Genomic DNA, 19,000 nt, shown 5'->3' on the forward strand with positions numbered 1-19,000 from the left:
GAATATCAAACATTGTAGGGGTTTGATGATATATTTAGGGGACGCCGACTGCGCAGTCGGCGTCCGGTACTATTTATAATGTATTCAGAAGTTTATGAATCTCATTAACCATCTGCGTAGCGGATTCTTGTGTCTCGGATAAACCTTCCGGAGTGATCTTGGCAACCGTCTTGTTCAACTTCTCGAGTTTGCCTTTAGCTCCTTTCGTTGTCAGCTCTTCCCGGAGGATGCGGATCTTCTCGCAATCTTGTATACCCTCGACCAAACGCTCGAAGCGGATGCTACTGCGTGGACCGGGATAAATACTGTATGTATCGCCTGCCGCCCAAGTGCGGAAACGCGAGTCACGCAGAGGATCGGCGGTCCAGCTATTAACTGCCCAACGTAGATAACCGTCGTAACCACCGGCTACGGCGTGCAAGACCGTCCATGCCGCTTCCGCCGGGTCGGAGAAGGTGAAGGTATTCGGGAACGCTTCCGCGCAACAGGTATAAACGGTACTGATCTGTCCCGCTTTATCACGGGCAGCCTTTACGTCTTCTGGGAATTTATGCCCATAGGGAATACTTAAATAGTATAAGTCCGATTGAATTTCCGGATGATAATTTCCGGCCAGCGTGATCTTGAACTCCGGATCGGCTTGCTTGATAACCTTGATCGCCTCACGCATCGCCTCCATCGGACGCTCGTCCATAGAGATAGCGGTTTTCTCGAACCAACCTTTCTCGCGAAGGTGGCGGGAGAAATCTTTTAGGAAAGTACCCCAATAGTCTGCGTAAGCGGCGTCACCCGGTTTAGTGTTGAGGAATTGTACACGATTTGTCGCCTCGTCGTAATAATCGAAAGATAAAGCCCAAGGGATCATGGTGTAGCAACTGATCATATCATCGATACCGATCTCGTTCATCATGAATTCCACCCATTTGTCGAAGACGGCGTAGTCATATACCCAAGTGCCGTCTATCTTCTTGATCCGGGTGATCATACTATCGAAATGATCCTCCGTCTGTCCGGCCCAAGGTTTGTGCATGATACTAGTGGTGATAGCGCATTGTCCGGCGTTCGCCAACATCTTCATGATCGGGCGCATAGCGTCGAAATGCTCTTTGCTCCAAAGAGGAACTTGGTAGTAACGGGCCACGGAATACGGGTTCTGCCATAAGTCCAGATGGAAAGCCCAGTCCTTCGGGGCGGGAAGTGTGCGATTCAATACGTCCACTTCTATTTGTAATTCCATGGGGGAGGCATTTTTTCCCGTGACGGTCAATGTCCCTTTATATTTATCGGCTTTCGCGGATTGAGGTACCCAGATATTCATCCAGATCGGCTGGGTGGTGCGTGCCTTGATATCACGGATCTTTACGATATCCAATACATCGGCTACGACGGAGGAATCCCATTCCGCCTTATTCTCTCGGTGGCCGCAACCGCCTTTACGGTCTTTATTCAACTCATCGGTCATGACGTAACGGACAAAGTTCGTCGTGATAGCGGAGGATGGGATGATGGAAGAGCCGCTCTTCAAGTCACTCACGGTGATAGAGGCATCCTCGAGTCCCGCCTTGGTCCATAACACGGCTTGCGCATTTACCCGTTCCCCTTTCCATGCTTTCGTCTGCCAGCGATTGCTTTTCTTGACATCGGGGATGCTGAGTTTCGGATATCGTATATCGGTCGTGCCCCAGCTTAATTGGGTTGGGGCCGATAACTTGTCCCAGATCTCGTCGCTGTCATGCGGTTTCGTGTCGGTCAATTCCGTATAGTCGCCTAGCGGATATTTCTCGGATTGCTGGGCTACGGTAAAAGAACTTAGTGCCAGAAAGGCACAAAGGATGAAAGTGTTTTTCATACGATTGCTTATTTTAGAATATTAACTAGGGCAAAGATAGGAATTAATTGTCACTTGTCAACTAACCTCTTGTAGTGGCATACGAGCAGATTCCCCTCATCATCGTATAAGTGCATCCCGTTGCCTTCGCAATAACGGAACATCTTACAATCTGCGCATTCCCCTTTTTTAGCCCACTGGCGGTTACGATACGGTTTAAACTCATTATTCCATATATCTATGAACTTATCCTTGTAGATATTCCCTTGGTGGAAGTTGGCCCGGATACTGGGACAGCCTGAGATCGCTCCGTCCGCCAAGACCGAGGCCGTATTGATGCCGGCGTTGCATTGGAAGATCGAATCGCGTACCTCCGCCTCATAATTCCCGAGGAAGCCCTCGCAGCCGTAGCTAACGTGTATCTTACCCTCTTTCCGGCAGAAGCGGATGAAGTTCATGACCCATGTGAACTGTTCGTTTGTCAGTTGCAAATCCGTCTCGGTCGCGGCACGTCCGACAGGGAAGATCGTAAAGATACGCCACCGTTTTACGCCCATCTCGATCAAGAAATCCTTGAAGAGCATCAAATCCTTGAAGTTGCGTTGGTTTACGCAAGTCACCACATCCCAGATGATCTCCTTTTCCTCGGCCAACATACAGATGGCATTCAGTGCCTTCTCGAAACTTTTAAGATTACGGCGAAGCCAGTTATGCGCTTCCTCGAAACCATCCAAGCTGATAGTTGCCGAGTGCAATCCGGAAGCCAAGAGCGAGTCGAGCCGTTCCCGGGTCATCAGATAACCATTGGAGACGATCCCCCAAGGATATCCCCTGCGATACAGCTCCAACCCGCATTTCTCGATATCCTTACGAACCAGCGCCTCGCCTCCGGTAAAGATGATGAGCACTTTGTTCGGCTCGACGTAAGGCGTGATATTGTCTATGACTTTCAGGAAGTCTTCGACAGGCATATCCGGGACAGAGGCCGAGACATGGCAATCGCTCCCGCAATGACGGCAGGATACATTACAACGAAGCGTACACTCCCAAAAGAGTGTACGCAATTCGTGTAGTTTTGCCCTGTTCTTCTTGATACTTCGAAAAAGCTCTAGGGCGATACGTTTTTTGATGTTTGGGCGTTTGTCCATATTTTATTCTTTTTTCTCTTTAAGTTTGATGTCGGGGATGTTAACCTCCGCTTTCCCATGGAACCAAGATTTACCTCCCTCAAATCCTTCGATCTTGACATCTATCGAATCCGTCTCGAATGATCCGTTTTCAGGCCCGTCAATATCTTTAGCGATAATGCGTACGATGCCCATTGGGGAATCCTCGAATTTTATATCGTAACTTCCGTCTTTTTGGGTTTGGGGCGATTTATACATCTCGCTTATATATGAGGAAAATAATACGTTATTATATATGCCTCCATAGTTGAGCTCTATTCCTTGGATGGGATCTCCGTTCATATTTGTAACTTTTCCTTTCAACTCGTATTCTGCGTAAGGGCTACCATACTCATCTGTAGCGCCACAGGAAGTAACGCTGAAGCCTAGTAGAGAAAGAAGCCCCGCTAAAATCCAGTTAAAACCTTTTAATATGGAATGATACACTGTTCCCATTTTCTAGTTTTTGCGTGTTAGTTGGAAGTTAATTTCTTTTGATCCTTTACCTATTAACATCCCTTTCCCTTGTAATAATTCAATTTCGGCGAAATTTACGATAATAGAATCAGTTTTGCAAGCGTTTGGGTCATTCCAATACGAAGATAATTTTGTGTAGATGGTATGTTCGATTGCCGTAGCCTTATCGTAGGTGAATTGATATCGTCCGGTCTCATCCGTGATAGCCGGAAAGCTGGAAAGCTGGAAAGGTCGTCCTCTTGAGTAGGGGTATATGCCGGTGAGGTTAAGATTGCGACTCCGGCCAGCGGATAACCTTGATCATCAGTTACTTTTCCGTAGATCGTGTATAATGCGTAAGGTTCCGTATGTGTATCTACATATTCCTTAAGTGTGATCTTGATTTCCTTTGAGGCGCTACCTTCGTACCATCTATCGCCTCCAGTAAGTTCCTCGCTGTCGAAGATTACTTGAGTCGTATCGGATGCGAATTGTCCTCCGTTCATTTCTTCATCTATGTCTTCCGTGATGAATCGGTATTTTAGGATTGGAAAATCAGTTTTCTTCCAATCAAACTCTCCGTTAGCGTCGGTCCTTACGGTATCGGTATGCAGCCATCCGTAAGGATAAATTCTTGCGTCATTTCGATTGATACGTATTTGGGCGTTAGGTATCGGATGATCGTTTGTATCCACGACTTTTCCTTTTATCTGAAAATTGGCGTAAGGAGTGCCATATTCACAAATTATGGGACCTTCTCCCTCGTCGTCAGTGCAGGAGAAACCTAAAAGCATTAATAAACTCGCCAATACGCAGTTGGCTTTTTTCAACAATTGCAAGTGCATCCTTTTCATGGTGTAAATTATTTTTATTTACGATTCTATTTATTTGATGAATGGGGCAGCAAAATAGTTGCATGCGAATGCGTAAGAAAATGTGATGACTTTTTGTATCTTTGCCACTTCAATGTAACAGATCAATTTATGAGAGATTTCATACGTATTTTAAAGCGTTTCGTTCCCCCTTACAAAAAGTATATGGTTCTGAACATCGTGTTCAATGTACTTTCCGCTATCTTGAACCTGTTTTCTTTCGCCTTGATTATCCCGATCCTTCAGATCTTGTTTAAGATGGATGAGGGAAATTATACCTTTATGGATTGGAATTTTAACGCAGGAAGCTGGGAGTCGTGGAAAGCCTTGCCGGAGTTGATCAAGAATAACTTTTTTTGGTATGTATCCGATCTGATAGAGGTACACGGAGGTTCGTTCGCCTTGATTATGTTGGGAATCTTCCTGATCGTGGCGACTTTCTTGAAAGTGGCGACCATGTATCTGGCCTTTTATACGATGATCCCGATTCGAACTGGAGTCGTTCGTGATATCCGTAATCAGATTAACAAGAAGATTACGCAGTTGCCGTTGAGCTTTTTCTCCGAGGAGCGAAAAGGAGATATTATCGCCCGTGTATCCGGAGACGTGAACGAGATTGAGACATCCATCATGAGTTCATTGGACATGTTATTCAAGAACCCGATCCTGATCGTGATCTATCTGGTGGGTATGATCGCTATCAGTTGGCAACTTACCGTGTTCGTCTTGATCCTGCTGCCGTTGGCGGGTTACGTAATGGGACAAGTCGGCAAGAAGTTGAAACGGAAGTCCTTGGAAGGACAGCAACAATGGGGATTCCTGATGAGCCAGATCGAGGAGACATTAGGCGGACTCCGTATTATCAAGGCCTTTAACGCCGAGAAGAAGATACAAGACCGCTTTGAGCGAAGCAATGATACCTTCCGTCGGTTGACAAACCGTATCTATCGCCGCCAACAAATGGCGCATCCGATGAGCGAGTTTTTGGGAACCGTTACGATCGCTATCGTACTTTGGTATGGAGGTACGCTGATCTTGAGTGCGAATAGCCCGATCGACGCTCCTACGTTTATTTATTATCTGGTTATTTTCTATAGCATTATCAATCCTGCGAAAGATCTAAGTAAGTCGGTTTATGCGATCCAGAAAGGTTTGGCCTCCATGGAGCGTGTCGATAAGATCTTGAAGGCGGAGACGGATATCCATGATCCGGAACATCCGAAGAAGATCGCCTTGAAAGAGAAAATCAGTTATAAAGATGTTTGGTTTAAATATCAGGAAGCTTGGGTCTTGAAAGGAATCAATCTGGATATCCGGAAAGGAACAACCGTGGCTTTGGTCGGTCAATCCGGTTCGGGCAAAAGTACCTTGGTGGATCTATTGCCTCGCTTTTATGATGTGAATAAAGGGAATATTCGTATTGATGATACGGATATCCGTGAGGCCACCCTTTTCGATCTTAGGGGATTGATGGGAAATGTCAATCAAGAGGCTATCTTGTTTAACGATACCTTCTTCAACAATATCGCTTTTGGAGTGGAAGGAGCTACGATGGAACAGGTGGAGGAAGCCGCCCGCATCGCTAACGCTCACGATTTTATCATAGCGAGTGAGAAAGGTTACGATACCAATATAGGTGACCGAGGTGGAAAACTGTCTGGTGGACAACGCCAGCGAATCAGTATCGCCCGTGCGATCTTGAAGAATCCCCCGATCTTGATCTTGGATGAGGCCACATCCGCCTTGGATACGGAATCCGAACGTTTGGTACAAGAAGCGTTGGAGAACTTGATGAAGAACCGTACGACCGTAGTGATCGCCCACCGTCTCTCTACGATCCGTAACGCAGATGAGATCTGTGTGATGCATGAGGGTGAGATCGTAGAACGGGGCAAACACGAGGAGTTGTTGGCTTTGGATGGCTATTATAAACGACTATGTGATATGCAAAGCTTTTAGGGTGATACTGTAACCCGGGTTGCAGTGGATCGCCTCTTCGGCTTTTGATGGAAAAACAATAACAAGGAATAATCGTATGAATATGAAAGGACTTTATTTGATTTTGTTATCGTTCCTTTTCGGTTGTAATTTGCCGGATATGCAGACCGGGAAGGAGGTCTCATATTATTTTGATCAACCAGCGCAGATATGGGAAGAAACTTTGCCTTTGGGAAACGGCCGTATCGGTATGATGCCGGATGGTGGTATTGAGCGGGAGAATGTTGTCCTGAATGAGATCTCCCTGTGGTCCGGAAGTAAGCAAGATACGGACAATCCTTATGCGTATTATTCTTTGGCGAATATTCGTCGCCTTTTATTTGAGGGACGGAATGACGAGGCACAGGATTTGATGTATAAAACTTTCGTCTGCAAAGGGACCGGAAGTAATCTGGGTGACGGTGCGAACGCTCCGTATGGGAGTTACCAATTATTCGGAAATCTAGTGCTGAAATATACGTATCCGAATGAATCGGATTCTATCGCTGAGTATCGCAGGCGGTTGAACCTAAGCGAGGCTATCGCTTCCGTCTCTTTTAAAAGGGGGAATGTGAATTATCAACGGGAAATGTTTACCTCTTTTTCCGGTGATCTGGGAGTGATTCATTTGGTAGCGGATACGGATCGGGCTTTGAATTTCTCATTGGGTATGAATCGTCCGGAACATGCGACGATCTCTTTGGACGGAAAGGACTTGCTGATGCGGGGACAACTGCCGGACGGGGTGGATACGTTGGAGATGAAAGGGATGCGTTTCGCCTCTCGTGTCCGTATCGTCTTGCCGAAGGGAGGAGATTTGGCTACGACAGATAGCTGTCTGTCGGTGCGAAGTGCCTCGGAAGCGATTATCTTGGTAAGTTTAGGTACGGATTATTTCGATAAAGACGGCGCCGGACAATCCTTGGAAAAATACTTATCGCAAGCGGAATCTAAGGATTTCTCCACCTTGCGCCGGGAACATACACTTGCTTATCGCTCCCTGTTCGATCGGGTTTCTCTGGATTTGGGAAGAGGCGAAAGGGATCATCTTCCGATCAATGAGCGTTTGGCCGCTTTCGCTCAAGATAAGAACGATCCGGGATTGGCGGCTTTATATTTCCAGTTCGGTCGATATTTATTGATTTCCTCGACCCGGCAGGGATTACTGCCCCCGAATTTGCAAGGCTTGTGGTGTAATACGATTCATACGCCTTGGAACGGGGATTATCACCTAAATATTAATTTACAGATGAATCATTGGCCTGCGGAGGTCACGAACCTCTCCGAGTTGCACCTTCCGCTGATCGAATGGACGAAACTGCAAGTCCCTAGCGGCGAACGCACGGCCAAGGCTTTTTATAACGCACGGGGATGGGTTACCCATATTTTAGGTAATGTTTGGGAGTTTACCGCCCCGGGCGAACATCCATCGTGGGGAGCGACGAATACATCCGCCGCATGGCTATGCGAGCATTTGTATACGCATTATCAGTATACATTAGATAAGGCGTATTTGAGGGATGTTTATCCGACGATGAAAGGGGCTGCCCTATTCTTTGTGGATATGTTGGTGCAAGATCCCCGGACTAAATATCTGGTGACGGCACCTACGACCTCTCCGGAGAACGCTTATAAAATGCCAAACGGAAGTGTCGTGAGTATTTGTGCCGGATCGACAATGGATAATCAGATCGTGCGGGAATTATTTACGAATACCATTGAGGCCGCCGGGATTTTAGGCGTGGATAGCGCGTTCGCTGCTGAGTTGGCGGCGAAACGAGATCGCTTGATGCCAACGACGATCGGTAAAGACGGCCGTATTATGGAATGGCTCGAGCCGTATGAGGAGGTAGAGCCTACCCATCGTCATGTCTCTCATTTATATGGGCTTTATCCCGGGAATGAGATATCGATAGAGCATACGCCAGAGTTGGCTGAGGCGGCTCGTAAATCCTTGGAGGTCCGTGGTGATCAAAGCACGGGCTGGTCGATGGCTTGGAAGATTAATTTCTGGGCTCGTTTACAGGATGGCGATCATGCTTATAAATTGTTGGGTGATTTGTTACGTCCTTGCGTAGATGAGCATACGAAGGAGGTGAAGGGAGGAGGTTCTTATCCTAATTTGTTTTGTGCCCATCCTCCTTTCCAAATCGATGGTAATTTTGGAGGCACGGCGGGTATCGCGGAGATGCTGATACAGAGTCAAACCGGATTGATCGAGTTTTTGCCGGCTTTGCCTTCCGCTTGGAAAAACGGAAGCTTTAGCGGTTTGAAAGTCCGGAATGGCGGAGAGGTGTCGGCTAAATGGACGGAAGGTCTGCTGACGGAAGCTCGATTGAAAGCGATCGTTCCGGGTATTTTCCGGATCAAGCTTCCGGCAAATTCAGCGAACCTAAGTCTCAAGAAAAATCAGAAACCAGTATCTTTACCCGTAATCGATGGAATGCTAACGGTGGATTTGCAACAAGGAGACGAATTGATATTAATAATGTGAATAATATGCCAATATGCCAATGTGCCCTGCGAATATATCCATTTAATTGGCATATTGGCACATTACCCACATTGGCACATTATTCAATATAGTGGTAATCTATAAATGAAACCGATCGAAAGGCGTGCGGTGTCGTCCAAAGAGGCATCGAGCGCCTTCGCTCGTTCAGAGAGGTTATATTTTTTACCTATGGCGGTCAAGAAGATATGTAGATTATCATCGGCCATCGGATAGAACTCTAGTCCTCCTTGATACCCCCATGCCGTACGGTATTTTCCTTTCTCGTAAGTATCGTAGGCTTTATAGATCGATGCGCTTTCATACATTCCTTTCGCGAATAGTTGCCATTTGGGATGAAAACGATATTGTATTTCTCCCACCAGCGAAAGATAATCGATGTTTTGCATACGAACCGGTGGTTCCGGTTCCTCTTCTCCGGCGACTTCGGGCTGAGTCAATTCGGTCAATAATCCTAACGGATCTAATTTCCCCCGTGAATACATGACATCGAAATAAGCATAGACCGGTCCGGCCTCTATACTTTGACCGGTAAAGACGCTATACATATATTTCCCTTGGGCTTGCTCCGCAGCGGATACGGAGTATCGTAAATGAATCAACTCATCCAGAAAGTTACCGTTCCAGTTCAATGTGTAAAACAAGGGAACTCTCGGTTTCTTAAATCCTTCCGGCAGACGTCCATACTCATCTTCCATCGATCCCATACGACTGTTCGTCACCTGTAAGCGGATCTCTTGTGACTCATTCGGCTGATACCCCAGCCCGATTCCCGTAAGGTAGCAAAGGGAGTATTCATTCATATCGCTATACTCATAAATAAGCAAAGGATTCTCGTCGTACTCAAAACCACCGTAGAACACATCTTGTTTTCCGGCGGTTAAGGTAAAACGCTCATTCAGTTTATAGCCAATATACGCATATTCGATCGACTCATTCAAATTCTCCAAGGCTTGTCCCTCATAACCGCCATTCAGCGTTTGGCGATACCAATAGAATAACCGATCGTTCACTTCTCCGGTAACATCAATTTTGACATCCCTGAAACGAAAGGCGGCTTCATCCAGCTTCCCCGAGAAAAAGTCCGCGTTGAATCCTGCGTGCATCTCCAAGTCCAGATTGAAAACCTTGTTGCGTTTCGGAATCTTAATCGCGTATTCAAAAAGAGATACCGAAGAAGAATCCCGCTCTGGGATCGGAGAATTTGTCTGAGCGTAAGACGTTAACGCGGAACCGATAAATAAGAAGGCCGACAGCCAAGCCACTGTGAGTCGTTTCATTTACTGATGTTAATTATTAAAGTGGCCGCGAAGATACGAATTATTGCTCGGTTTTGCCCATATGCTTCATGACTTTAGCGTCCAGATAGAAAATGAGCTCTTCCGCTATATTCGTACAATGATCTCCGAAACGTTCCATTTTCCGGATAACACCGGCCATATATAACCCTGCCAATGCGCTACCTTTATGCTCCTCTATATATTTGGCGATAATAGCGGTAGAATTATGATTGATCTCATCGATCAAATTATCCTTCAAGAAGATACGGGAAGCGATCTCTGAGCTTTCTTTCTCAAAAGCCTCTTTGGTGAGTGAGATCATGCTTAATAACTCCGACAGCATTTCTTCTACCCGGGTTTCCTTGACCAGTTGCGGGTCAATCGGTTCCCCCTCGGGAAGGTTTCCTGCGAAACGGGCGATGCTTTCTGCGAAATCTCCCAGACGCTCTAGGTTTGTATTAATCTTATACATCGCCAATACGAAACGTAGGTCGATCGCTACCGGTGCGTACAAGGCGATGATATCCTCGCAATCACTGTCGATCTTTAGCTCGAAAGCATTTACCCGGCGTTCCCGGCTAATTACCTTATAAGCGAGTTCCTTATCTCCGGTGAGCATAGCCTCCCCTGCGTTGTATAATTGCTGGTGAACCAATGCCCACATCTCGCTGATACTATTTTTTAAAGAATGAATCTCCTGCTCTATAACCTTCATACTCTTCTAATTTTCAATTTTCAATTTTTAATTTTCAATTACCCAAACCGTCCGGTAATGTAATTCTGTGTAGACTCTTTCTCCGGATTGGTGAAAATCTTCCGGGTATTATCATATTCAATCAATTCCCCTAAATAGAAATATCCGGTCTTGTCGCTAACACGAGCCGCTTGTTGCATATTATGGGTAACGATTACGATCGTATAATCATTTTTCAGCTCATGTATCAAATCCTCGATCTTGCTGGTTGAAATCGGGTCCAACGCGGAAGTCGGCTCGTCCATCAATAGGATAGAGGGCGAGATCGCCAAGGCACGGGCGATACATAAACGTTGCTGCTGTCCGCCGGAAAGAGCGAATGCCGATTCTTTCAGTTTATCCTTTACCTCGTCCCAAAGGACAACCTGCTTTAAAGTCTTGACCACCGTCTCCTCAATATAATTCTCATCGTTGACACCGTTTACCCGCAGGCCATAAGCGACATTCTCATAAATCGTCTTAGGAAAAGGATTCGGTTTCTGGAAAACCATCCCCACGTTTTTACGTAAGCGATCCACTTTCTCACTTTTCGTATAGATATCTCTTCCATCAATCAGGATCTGACCTTCCATGCGAGTGCCCGGAATCAAATCATTCATGCGGTTGAACAGGCGGAGGAAAGTAGACTTTCCGCAACCGGACGGTCCGATGAAAGCGGTGGACGTATTCGGCTCTATCTCCATGGAAATGTTCTTCAACGCATGGAAATCCCCATAATAAAAGTCTACGTTTTTAGCATCAATCTTTATCATAATTGTCTTATTTTTTTAATTCATTTTTACCTTCTTGGCGAAATAACTACGCAAGGCATTTGCCAAAAGGTTTACTAATAATACGATGACAATCAGTACGAGTGCCGTGCCATAAGCCATCCCCCGGGAAGCCTCGATATCCGTACCGCTTGTAGAGATAACATATAAGTGGTAAGGTAATGCCATACATTGGTCGAAAATACTTTTCGGTAATTGTGGCAAGAAATAAGCGGCCACCGTAAAAAGGATAGGAGCGGTCTCTCCGGACACACGCCCGATCGAAAGAATCAATCCCGTAATAATATTGGGGAACGCCATCGGTAGCACGACCCTGCGGATGGTCTGCAATTTCGTAGCCCCTAACGCTAGGCTACCGTGGCGGAAAGAATCATCGATACTTTTCAAAGCCTCTTCCGTCGTACGGATGATAAGTGGCAAGGACATTAGCGCCAAGGTAAACGAACCCGCTATAATAGAGTCTCCCCATCCCAAGGTGCTTACGAATAGAGACATACCGAATAACCCGAAAACAACGGAAGGAACACCGCTTAGGTTATTCGTCATGATACGGATGAAACGGATGAGTTTTCCGTTCGTGGCGTACTCGTTCATATAAATACCACTCATGATGCCGATAGGAAAACTAATCAAGCTACTTCCGATCACTAAATAGAGTGTACCTACGATAGCCGGAAAAATCCCCCCGGAGGTCATGCCCTCTTGGGGTGCTTGTGTCAGGAAATCCCAACTGATCACGCTCGCTCCCTTTAAGATAATGAATCCCAGTATTACGAATAAGATCACTACGACCAAATAACTCAGGAAAGAAAAGAAACCGAAAGCAACCTGTTGAGAGGCCCGTTTTCTCTTGTCTATATTCCCTAAATGTTGAATAGGTGCCATATCTTTAATTAAATTTTACGTTTGGATGAAATATATTCTACGGCGATGCTCAACCCCAAGGTGATGAGGAACAACACGGCTCCCAGCATAAACAAGGCTTGGTGATGTGCTCCACCTGCGGGAGCCTCACCCAATTCCGCCGCTATCGTGGCAGGAATTGTCCGTACCGGTTCGAAGAACGAGGTAGGGATAACGGCGGCGTTTCCGGTTACCATCAATACGGCCATCGTCTCACCGATCGCACGTCCTATACCTAATACGACGGCGGACGTGATACCGGATATGGAGTAGGGGATGATTACTTTATAGATAGTTTGCCATTGCGTGGCTCCCAATGCCAAGCTAGCCTCTTTCATGGCTCGTGGGGTAGTTCGCATAGCATCTTCCGCTACCGTGATGATGGTCGGCAACGCCATGATCGCTAAAACCACGCTTCCGGCGAAAGCGGTCTCTCCTACCGGAAGGTCTAAGGTCTTTTGGATAAGGGGAACGATCACCACCAATCCGAAGAAACCATAAACGACTGAGGGAATACCTGCCAGCAACTCGATAAGCGGTTTTAATAAATTGCGTGTTTTTGTATTGGCGATCTCTGCCATATAGATCGCTACCGCTACTCCGAAGGGGAGGGATAAGGCGATCGCACCTATACTTACCAACAGTGTGCCTAGTAATAGAGGGATCAGCCCAAAGATCGGAGCGGGAGTTGAGGTCGGATACCATTTCGTCCCTCCAAAGAATTCCGAAGGCTTGATCGTGGCTCCCGATATGATTTTTCCCGTAAAGTTCTCCGACTTGTATTGTTTCGGAAAGAATGCGATAATCCCCGGCTCTTTATGGATAAGTTCATTGATTTTCTCGGGAACATATTGAAATTCTTCACCTAGCTCTTCTTCCGTATAATAGTTGGTTAGGTCCGAGAAACGGAAGACAAGTATATCTTGATTTTCTCCGTTTAAATCTTCCCAATTGGTGATATTGGCATCGAAGACATCCATGATTTGCTCGGGCGACAAATGTTCGACCGGATTTTCTTGATTCACGGCCAATATATATCCTTCCTCTACCTCCGGGCTGTTAAAAAGACCTGCGGCCTCTTTAAATAAGAAGACAATGATCAACAAGATCGTAAAGCTACTGACGCTTCCACTGATCAAGAATCCTCCTTCCACTAATTTTTCTATAAACTTTCTCACAATCTTTGCCTATTTATTCTGCTGCAAAGAAAGAGCCTCTATATTAAGGAGAGATTAAACCCGCTTGAAAGAATTGTTTCAAAATTATTACAAATGTATTACGCATTGTCTGCTATGAGAATAGGGCATGAGTTCGGTTGAACCCATGCCCTATGAATTATGCCTGTAATATGTTTGTATTACTTATTATACTTGCTCCAATCCACATTGTGCATATCTCCGCTGGCCGCTAGTTCCTCATGGAAAGCGAAACAGCATTTCAGGTTTTGAGGCGTATGTCCCTTGATACCCATAGCGAGGTACTCTTCCAATAACGGTTTGTAATCCGGGTGAACACAATTGTCGATGATACAACGAGCGCGTTGGATCGGAGATTTACCGCGTAAGTCCGCTACACCATATTCAGTGATGATGATCTTCACGGAGTGCTCGCTATGATCCAAGTGAGATACCATCGGTACGAACGCGCTGATCTTTCCATCCTTCGCCGTAGACGGAGTCGTGAAGATCGACAACATAGCCGAACGGGTAAAGTCGCCGGAACCACCGATACCATTCATCATACGAGTACCGGATACGTGTGTAGAGTTGATATTACCGAAGATATCAGCCTCCAAAGCCGTATTGATCGCAACCAAACCTAAACGGCGGGCAACCTCCGGATTGTTTGAGATCTCTTGCGGACGAAGCAAGATCTTATCCTTGAAGAAATCAAGATTAGCGTAGATCTCACGGATCACCTCGTTACTTACGGACAAAGAGCAACCGCTGGCGAATTTAACGCGACCTTGTTTCATCAATTCGATAACCGCATCTTGAATAACCTCAGTATATACATTGAATGCGGGGATAGACTCATTAGCTCCCATGCAGCCCAAGACTGCGTTAGCCACGTTACCTACGCCACTCTGCAATGGAACGAATTCTTTCGGAAGACGGCCGGCCTTGATCTCGCTAACCAAGAAGTCCGCAACGTTTTTACCGATCGCCATCGTAACATCATCCAGCGGAGAGAATTTTCCACCTTCATTCGGCTCATCGGTCCTTACCACACCAACGATCTTAGCCGGGTCTACTTTTACACAATCGTTACCGATCCTGTCAGAAGGAGTGTAGATAGGGATCTCACGGCGTAAAGGAGGATCAGCCGGCTCGTAAATATCATGCATACCGCGGATTTCTTTCGGGTGACGGCAGTTCAACTCAACGATGATACGGTCTGCCATACGACAGATAGTAGGTAAGATACCAACACCTGAAGTCGGAACGATCTCACCATCCTCAGTAACATCGGCAGCCTCTACGATCGCTACATCGATCTTACCCAAGAATCCGTAACGCAAGCTTTGTGCCAATTCAGACAAGTGCAAATCGAAATATTGTGCCTGATGAGCGTTTAATGCGGCACGTAAGTCTTTGTTCGATTGGTACGGTGTACGGAATTTGATGGCGTTAGCGCGAGCCAATTCTCCGTCTAGCTTATCACCGGTAGAAGCACCGGTAAACATACCGATTTGGAAAGGGTTACCTTTAGCGTGTTCTTCCGCTGCCTTCCGGGCGATAGCTCCGGGAACGACTTTCGGGCATCCTGCGGGTGTAAAACCACTGAAACCAACATTGTCATTATGATGCACATAAGATGCGGCTTCTTCAGCTGTAATGAATTTTAATGCCATGATAATTAGTTTTTATGTTTTTAGGTAAATACTTACTGTTCAATATTTCGGGCGCAAACTTACATAAAATTACGCTGAATCGAATATAAGTGTGGCGTAAATTAATACTTCCGGTTTAGAATCTCCGCACAAATGATCGCTTTCTTCAATTCCTCGATGTCTCTGAAGGTATCTTCCGGCATAAGCCCCGGTTCTTCCTCGATAGCACTCATCCTTACGGATGGCCGGGTCGCGATATGATTCGGGATATTCTTCTCGGCGGAAAGGAATGGAGATGAGGCAGGCGATGAGGTTACGACTTGCGGTTTCTCAACCTTTGGCTTTACCTGCTTTTGTCGGGGAGCGGACTTAGGTTTTTGCGTTTCCTTTTGTATATCCTCCAGTATCTCCCAGAAGCCTTTTCCTTCCGTAGGCTGGTCATTGGGCACAATTTCCCTGTCGGGTTGTCCTAATATATCGGGACGACTCTTCTTCTTTTTGTCTTTCGAACTGAATAAGCCACTGACCGCGGCGATAATCAGGAAAACAATATATAACCAATCTCCTACGTTATCCATAAACTTTGATTATTTTTGCACCTCCAAATGTAAGAAGAATAATTGAGAAGTGAAAAGATGGGAGTATATAAAACATCAGATAGGTATAAAAGTAAATAAGGGTAACTTCACAGCCACCCTTATTCGATTTAACCAAAACCTTAACTATGAAAAAATTTACGTTTTTCGAATGCAAATATAACGGTGGGATTCGAACTATGCAAGCGTTTGCGTAATTATTTTTAAGAATCTTGCTTATTTAAATTCTATTAACATATAGTATGGTAAATCAAGAAAACGGTGTGGACTTAAAATCCGCTACCCAAAGCGATGAACGAAAGTTGTTTATCGAGACCTACGGCTGTCAGATGAATGTGGCGGACAGCGAAGTTGTAGCTTCTATCATGAAGATGGATGGCTATAGTATGACGGAGAATATCGAGGAGGCGGATGCCATCTTCGTGAATACTTGCTCCGTACGCGACAACGCCGAACAGAAAATCTATGGGCGGCTACAGTATTTCCAGTCTTTAAAACGGAAAAAGAAGTCATTAATTGTCGGTGTATTGGGATGTATGGCCGAACGAGTGAAGGAAGACCTGATCCATGTGCATCATGCCGACTTGGTGGTAGGACCGGATTCTTATCTGGACTTGCCGAACTTGGTGGGAGCGGTAGAGCACGGAGAGAAAGCGATCAACGTGGAGCTTTCTACCCAAGAGACCTATAAGGATGTTATTCCTTTGAAGTTACCGGGCGTACATATCTCCGGTTTCGTGTCTATTATGCGCGGTTGTAATAATTTTTGTACGTATTGCATCGTACCTTATACAAGAGGACGCGAGCGTAGCCGGGATATCGAGAGTATCTTGAATGAGATACGGGATATGCACGAGAAAGGCTTTAAGGAAGTTACGTTGTTGGGACAAAATGTAAACTCCTATTCTTTCGAGAAAGAAGGTGAGACCATAACCTTCCCGATCTTGTTGGATCGTGTGGCGAAAGAGGTTCCCGATATGCGAATTCGTTTTACGACTTCCCATCCGAAGGACATGAGCGATGATACCTTACGTGTGATTGCCGCGAACGACAATATCTGTAAGTTTATCCATCTGCCTGCCCAATCCGGCAGCAGTCGCATCTTGAAGGTCATGAATCGTAAATATACTCGTGAATGGTATCTGGACCGTATAGCGGCGATCCGTCGTATCGTACCGGATTGCGCTATCTCGACTGATTTATTCTGCGGTTTCCATTCCGAGACCGAGGAGGATTATCAAGAGACTTTATCCTTGATGCGTGAAGTGGGATATGATAGTGCTTTCTTATTTAAATATTCCGAACGTCCGGGTACATATGCCGCTAGCCATTTGGAGGATAATGTGCCGGAAGAAGAGAAGGTACGCCGTTTGCAAGGTATGATCGATTTGCAAAATAAGTTGTCCGAGGAAAGTAACTTGCGGGATATAGGCAAGACTTTCGAGGTTCTGATAGAAGGATTCTCGAAACGTTCCCGTGAGCAATTGTTCGGACGAACCAGCCAAAACAAGGTGGTTATCTTTGACAAGAAGAACTATCATGTAGGTCAATTCATAAAAGTCAAGATCCATAAGGCTTCCTCGGCTACCCTGTTCGGGGAACCTGTGGAGGAATAAGAAAAAGAAAACGCCAATACGTTCCATTTCGAGCGATATTGGCGTTTCTCTTATTTAAAAATCTTATTCACAATGTAACATTCTCTATTGTGATTTGCTTCTGACAAGAATAATCACTAAATTTGTGTTATTCTAAAACAGGAAGTTATGTCAAGAGATGTGGTAAAACAAGAACTATTGGCGAAACTGAAGCAAGAACACTGCTTCTGGTCGTACAACGAAAACTCTATCAAGGATATTCCAGATGATATGCTGATAGAGAAAACTTTGTTGCATCTTGACTTGGAAGAAATAAACCAACTGTTTCTAATTTATCCTTTCAAGAAAATCAAGCAGGTGTGGCTGGATTATCTTGTTCCCCAAGCGGAATATCTCTACACGTTGAATCGTTTCTTCGCATGGTATTATTTCAAGGCAAAGAAGCCAGATGCTTATATAAAGTCTATGGCTACTCGCCACCTTAATAAAATGTTTGCATGAAAGGTTTAGCTCCACACACGCTGCAAGTTTTTGAAGCTGTCTCTAAGCTGGACTGCATCAAACCCTATCTCTTGGTAGGTGGCACTGCTTTGTCATTGCAAATGGGAACTCGGCAAAGTGAGGACTTGGACTTTATGAAATGGCGTACTTCTAAAACAGAGAAAATGGAAGTGGCATGGTATCAGATAGAGAAAGAGCTCGCTGCAATAGGTGACACTCAGCATAAGAACATTTTAGATATAGACCATGTGGAATATTTAGTGTCTGGAGTAAAGTTCTCGTTTTATGCCTGCCCCAAATATTCTCCTGTCAGTATGCCTGTGGAATATCTGAATAATCTCAGATTGGCAGATGTAAAGTCTATTGGAGCTATGAAGATGGAGGTGCTGCTGCGCAGGAGTAATTTTCGCGATTATTATGATATTTATTCCATCTTAAAGTCTGGTGTACCTATCAATGATTTGGTATCTTTAGCCCTCACTTACTCTGGACATAAATTGAAATCCAAAAACCTGTTGGCTATGCTCACCAACGGCTCTCGTTTTACAAGAGACTCCCATTTTGAACAACTTGCACCGACTTATGCTGTAACTGCTCAAGAAATAGAAGATTATATAAAGTCTTGTTTATTATAAACTGCTGCAACATTCTTGCGAATGGGGTTATATATAGAAATGAAAAAAACTAAATCATCTACCATATCTGCCATTATCTATATAAGTATCTAATTATAAGAAATTTGTTGAATGGTGGTAGATAATAAACATCTACCACTATCAGCTTGTATCTACCACTATTTACTGCTTTTCAACCACTAAATGCAGCCGTTCACTATTTGTCTTATGCTGATATAGGTAGACACATTCAATAACAATAAAATGTGTAATTATTATGCGCAAAAAACATGAGCATTACAGCGAAGAAGAGAAATTGCATCTTCTTCATTCTTATTATCAA

General features: G+C 45.2%; 16 protein-coding genes. 5 read left to right on the forward strand and 11 right to left on the reverse strand.

Going from position 1 to position 19,000, the window contains the following annotated elements:
• Positions 1–73 precede the first annotated feature (73 nt).
• The 4 genes from NBH07_RS21615 to NBH07_RS21630 form a co-directional block, all read right to left on the reverse strand.
• Positions 74–1,849, reverse strand: coding sequence for a DUF4091 domain-containing protein (locus NBH07_RS21615; protein ID WP_156682718.1), 1,776 nt, complete (start codon positions 1,847–1,849; stop codon positions 74–76).
• A gap of 50 nt (positions 1,850–1,899) precedes the next feature.
• Entirely contained in the window at positions 1,900–2,976 is a 1,077-nt protein-coding gene (locus tag NBH07_RS21620; RefSeq protein WP_156682719.1) for a TIGR04133 family radical SAM/SPASM protein, read from the reverse strand.
• A 3-nt stretch (positions 2,977–2,979) separates the two neighbouring features.
• Positions 2,980–3,450 (reverse strand): radical SAM-associated putative lipoprotein, encoded by a 471-nt coding sequence (locus tag NBH07_RS21625; protein WP_009017949.1) that lies wholly within the window; start codon positions 3,448–3,450, stop codon positions 2,980–2,982.
• Positions 3,451–3,545: 95 nt separating this feature from the next.
• Positions 3,546–4,304 carry a radical SAM-associated putative lipoprotein gene (locus NBH07_RS21630; RefSeq protein ID WP_250833604.1) on the reverse strand — a complete coding sequence of 253 codons (759 nt, stop codon included), beginning with the start codon at positions 4,302–4,304 and terminating at the stop codon, positions 3,546–3,548.
• Positions 4,305–4,433: 129 nt separating this feature from the next.
• On the opposite strand from NBH07_RS21630, the gene NBH07_RS21635 reads away from it, so the two are divergent.
• Together NBH07_RS21635 and NBH07_RS21640 are read left to right on the forward strand one after the other, a co-directional pair.
• On the forward strand, positions 4,434–6,281 hold the full coding sequence (locus NBH07_RS21635) for an ABC transporter ATP-binding protein (RefSeq protein WP_005853867.1): 1,848 nt from the start codon (positions 4,434–4,436) through the stop codon (positions 6,279–6,281).
• Positions 6,282–6,363: 82 nt separating this feature from the next.
• Complete coding sequence (locus NBH07_RS21640; RefSeq protein ID WP_005853869.1) at positions 6,364–8,793, forward strand: glycoside hydrolase family 95 protein; 2,430 nt, start codon at positions 6,364–6,366, stop codon at positions 8,791–8,793.
• A gap of 83 nt (positions 8,794–8,876) precedes the next feature.
• On the opposite strand, the gene NBH07_RS21645 is transcribed toward NBH07_RS21640, so the two are convergent.
• The 7 genes from NBH07_RS21645 to NBH07_RS21675 form a co-directional block, all read right to left on the reverse strand.
• Positions 8,877–10,091: an OprO/OprP family phosphate-selective porin gene (locus NBH07_RS21645; protein ID WP_156682721.1), complete on the reverse strand. Its 1,215-nt coding sequence runs from the start codon at positions 10,089–10,091 to the stop codon at positions 8,877–8,879.
• A 40-nt stretch (positions 10,092–10,131) separates the two neighbouring features.
• Entirely contained in the window at positions 10,132–10,806 is a 675-nt protein-coding gene (phoU, locus tag NBH07_RS21650; RefSeq protein WP_005853873.1) for a phosphate signaling complex protein PhoU, read from the reverse strand.
• A gap of 38 nt (positions 10,807–10,844) precedes the next feature.
• Complete coding sequence (gene pstB, locus NBH07_RS21655) at positions 10,845–11,597, reverse strand: phosphate ABC transporter ATP-binding protein PstB (RefSeq protein WP_005867076.1); 753 nt, start codon at positions 11,595–11,597, stop codon at positions 10,845–10,847.
• Between the two features lie 15 nt (positions 11,598–11,612).
• A complete protein-coding gene (gene pstA, locus NBH07_RS21660; protein WP_005867077.1) occupies positions 11,613–12,500 on the reverse strand; it encodes a phosphate ABC transporter permease PstA in 888 nt (295 codons plus the stop codon).
• Between the two features lie 8 nt (positions 12,501–12,508).
• Entirely contained in the window at positions 12,509–13,696 is a 1,188-nt protein-coding gene (pstC, locus tag NBH07_RS21665; RefSeq protein ID WP_156682722.1) for a phosphate ABC transporter permease subunit PstC, read from the reverse strand.
• A 179-nt stretch (positions 13,697–13,875) separates the two neighbouring features.
• Entirely contained in the window at positions 13,876–15,372 is a 1,497-nt protein-coding gene (locus NBH07_RS21670; RefSeq protein ID WP_005867081.1) for a butyryl-CoA:acetate CoA transferase, read from the reverse strand.
• 101 nt (positions 15,373–15,473) lie between these two features.
• On the reverse strand, positions 15,474–15,929 hold the full coding sequence (locus NBH07_RS21675; RefSeq protein WP_156682723.1) for a hypothetical protein: 456 nt from the start codon (positions 15,927–15,929) through the stop codon (positions 15,474–15,476).
• A 260-nt stretch (positions 15,930–16,189) separates the two neighbouring features.
• Between NBH07_RS21675 and miaB the strand changes: the two genes are divergently transcribed.
• The 3 genes from miaB to NBH07_RS21690 all read left to right on the forward strand — a co-directional run bounded on the left by miaB (position 16,190) and on the right by NBH07_RS21690 (position 18,678).
• Complete coding sequence (miaB, locus tag NBH07_RS21680) at positions 16,190–17,563, forward strand: tRNA (N6-isopentenyl adenosine(37)-C2)-methylthiotransferase MiaB (protein ID WP_005853885.1); 1,374 nt, start codon at positions 16,190–16,192, stop codon at positions 17,561–17,563.
• Positions 17,564–17,710: 147 nt separating this feature from the next.
• On the forward strand, positions 17,711–18,043 hold the full coding sequence (locus tag NBH07_RS21685; RefSeq protein WP_009017956.1) for a hypothetical protein: 333 nt from the start codon (positions 17,711–17,713) through the stop codon (positions 18,041–18,043).
• The gene (locus NBH07_RS21690; protein ID WP_009017957.1) at positions 18,040–18,678 is read left to right on the forward strand and encodes a nucleotidyl transferase AbiEii/AbiGii toxin family protein; all 639 of its coding nucleotides are present in this window, start codon (positions 18,040–18,042) and stop codon (positions 18,676–18,678) included. Before NBH07_RS21685 ends, NBH07_RS21690 begins: the two co-directional genes overlap by 4 nt.
• Positions 18,679–19,000 lie beyond the last annotated feature (322 nt).

It is taken from the genome of Parabacteroides sp. B2-S-102 (assembly GCF_023656665.1).
Lineage (GTDB): Bacteria > Bacteroidota > Bacteroidia > Bacteroidales > Tannerellaceae > Parabacteroides > Parabacteroides distasonis.

Bases quoted from the DNA above. Each gene is read 5' to 3' on its own strand.
- NBH07_RS21670 (WP_005867081.1), bottom strand. From the start codon at position 15,372: ATGGCATTAAAATTCATTACAGCTGAAGAAGCCGCATCTTATGTGCAT.
- NBH07_RS21635 (WP_005853867.1), top strand. From the start codon at position 4,434: ATGAGAGATTTCATACGTATTTTAAAGCGTTTCGTTCCCCCTTACAAA.
- NBH07_RS21615 (WP_156682718.1), bottom strand. From the start codon at position 1,849: ATGAAAAACACTTTCATCCTTTGTGCCTTTCTGGCACTAAGTTCTTTT.
- NBH07_RS21620 (WP_156682719.1), bottom strand. From the start codon at position 2,976: ATGGACAAACGCCCAAACATCAAAAAACGTATCGCCCTAGAGCTTTTT.
- phoU (WP_005853873.1), bottom strand. From the start codon at position 10,806: ATGAAGGTTATAGAGCAGGAGATTCATTCTTTAAAAAATAGTATCAGC.
- NBH07_RS21625 (WP_009017949.1), bottom strand. From the start codon at position 3,450: ATGGGAACAGTGTATCATTCCATATTAAAAGGTTTTAACTGGATTTTA.
- NBH07_RS21645 (WP_156682721.1), bottom strand. From the start codon at position 10,091: ATGAAACGACTCACAGTGGCTTGGCTGTCGGCCTTCTTATTTATCGGT.
- NBH07_RS21685 (WP_009017956.1), top strand. From the start codon at position 17,711: ATGTCAAGAGATGTGGTAAAACAAGAACTATTGGCGAAACTGAAGCAA.
- pstA (WP_005867077.1), bottom strand. From the start codon at position 12,500: ATGGCACCTATTCAACATTTAGGGAATATAGACAAGAGAAAACGGGCC.
- pstB (WP_005867076.1), bottom strand. From the start codon at position 11,597: ATGATAAAGATTGATGCTAAAAACGTAGACTTTTATTATGGGGATTTC.
- miaB (WP_005853885.1), top strand. From the start codon at position 16,190: ATGGTAAATCAAGAAAACGGTGTGGACTTAAAATCCGCTACCCAAAGC.
- NBH07_RS21690 (WP_009017957.1), top strand. From the start codon at position 18,040: ATGAAAGGTTTAGCTCCACACACGCTGCAAGTTTTTGAAGCTGTCTCT.
- NBH07_RS21675 (WP_156682723.1), bottom strand. From the start codon at position 15,929: ATGGATAACGTAGGAGATTGGTTATATATTGTTTTCCTGATTATCGCC.
- NBH07_RS21640 (WP_005853869.1), top strand. From the start codon at position 6,364: ATGAAAGGACTTTATTTGATTTTGTTATCGTTCCTTTTCGGTTGTAAT.
- NBH07_RS21630 (WP_250833604.1), bottom strand. From the start codon at position 4,304: ATGAAAAGGATGCACTTGCAATTGTTGAAAAAAGCCAACTGCGTATTG.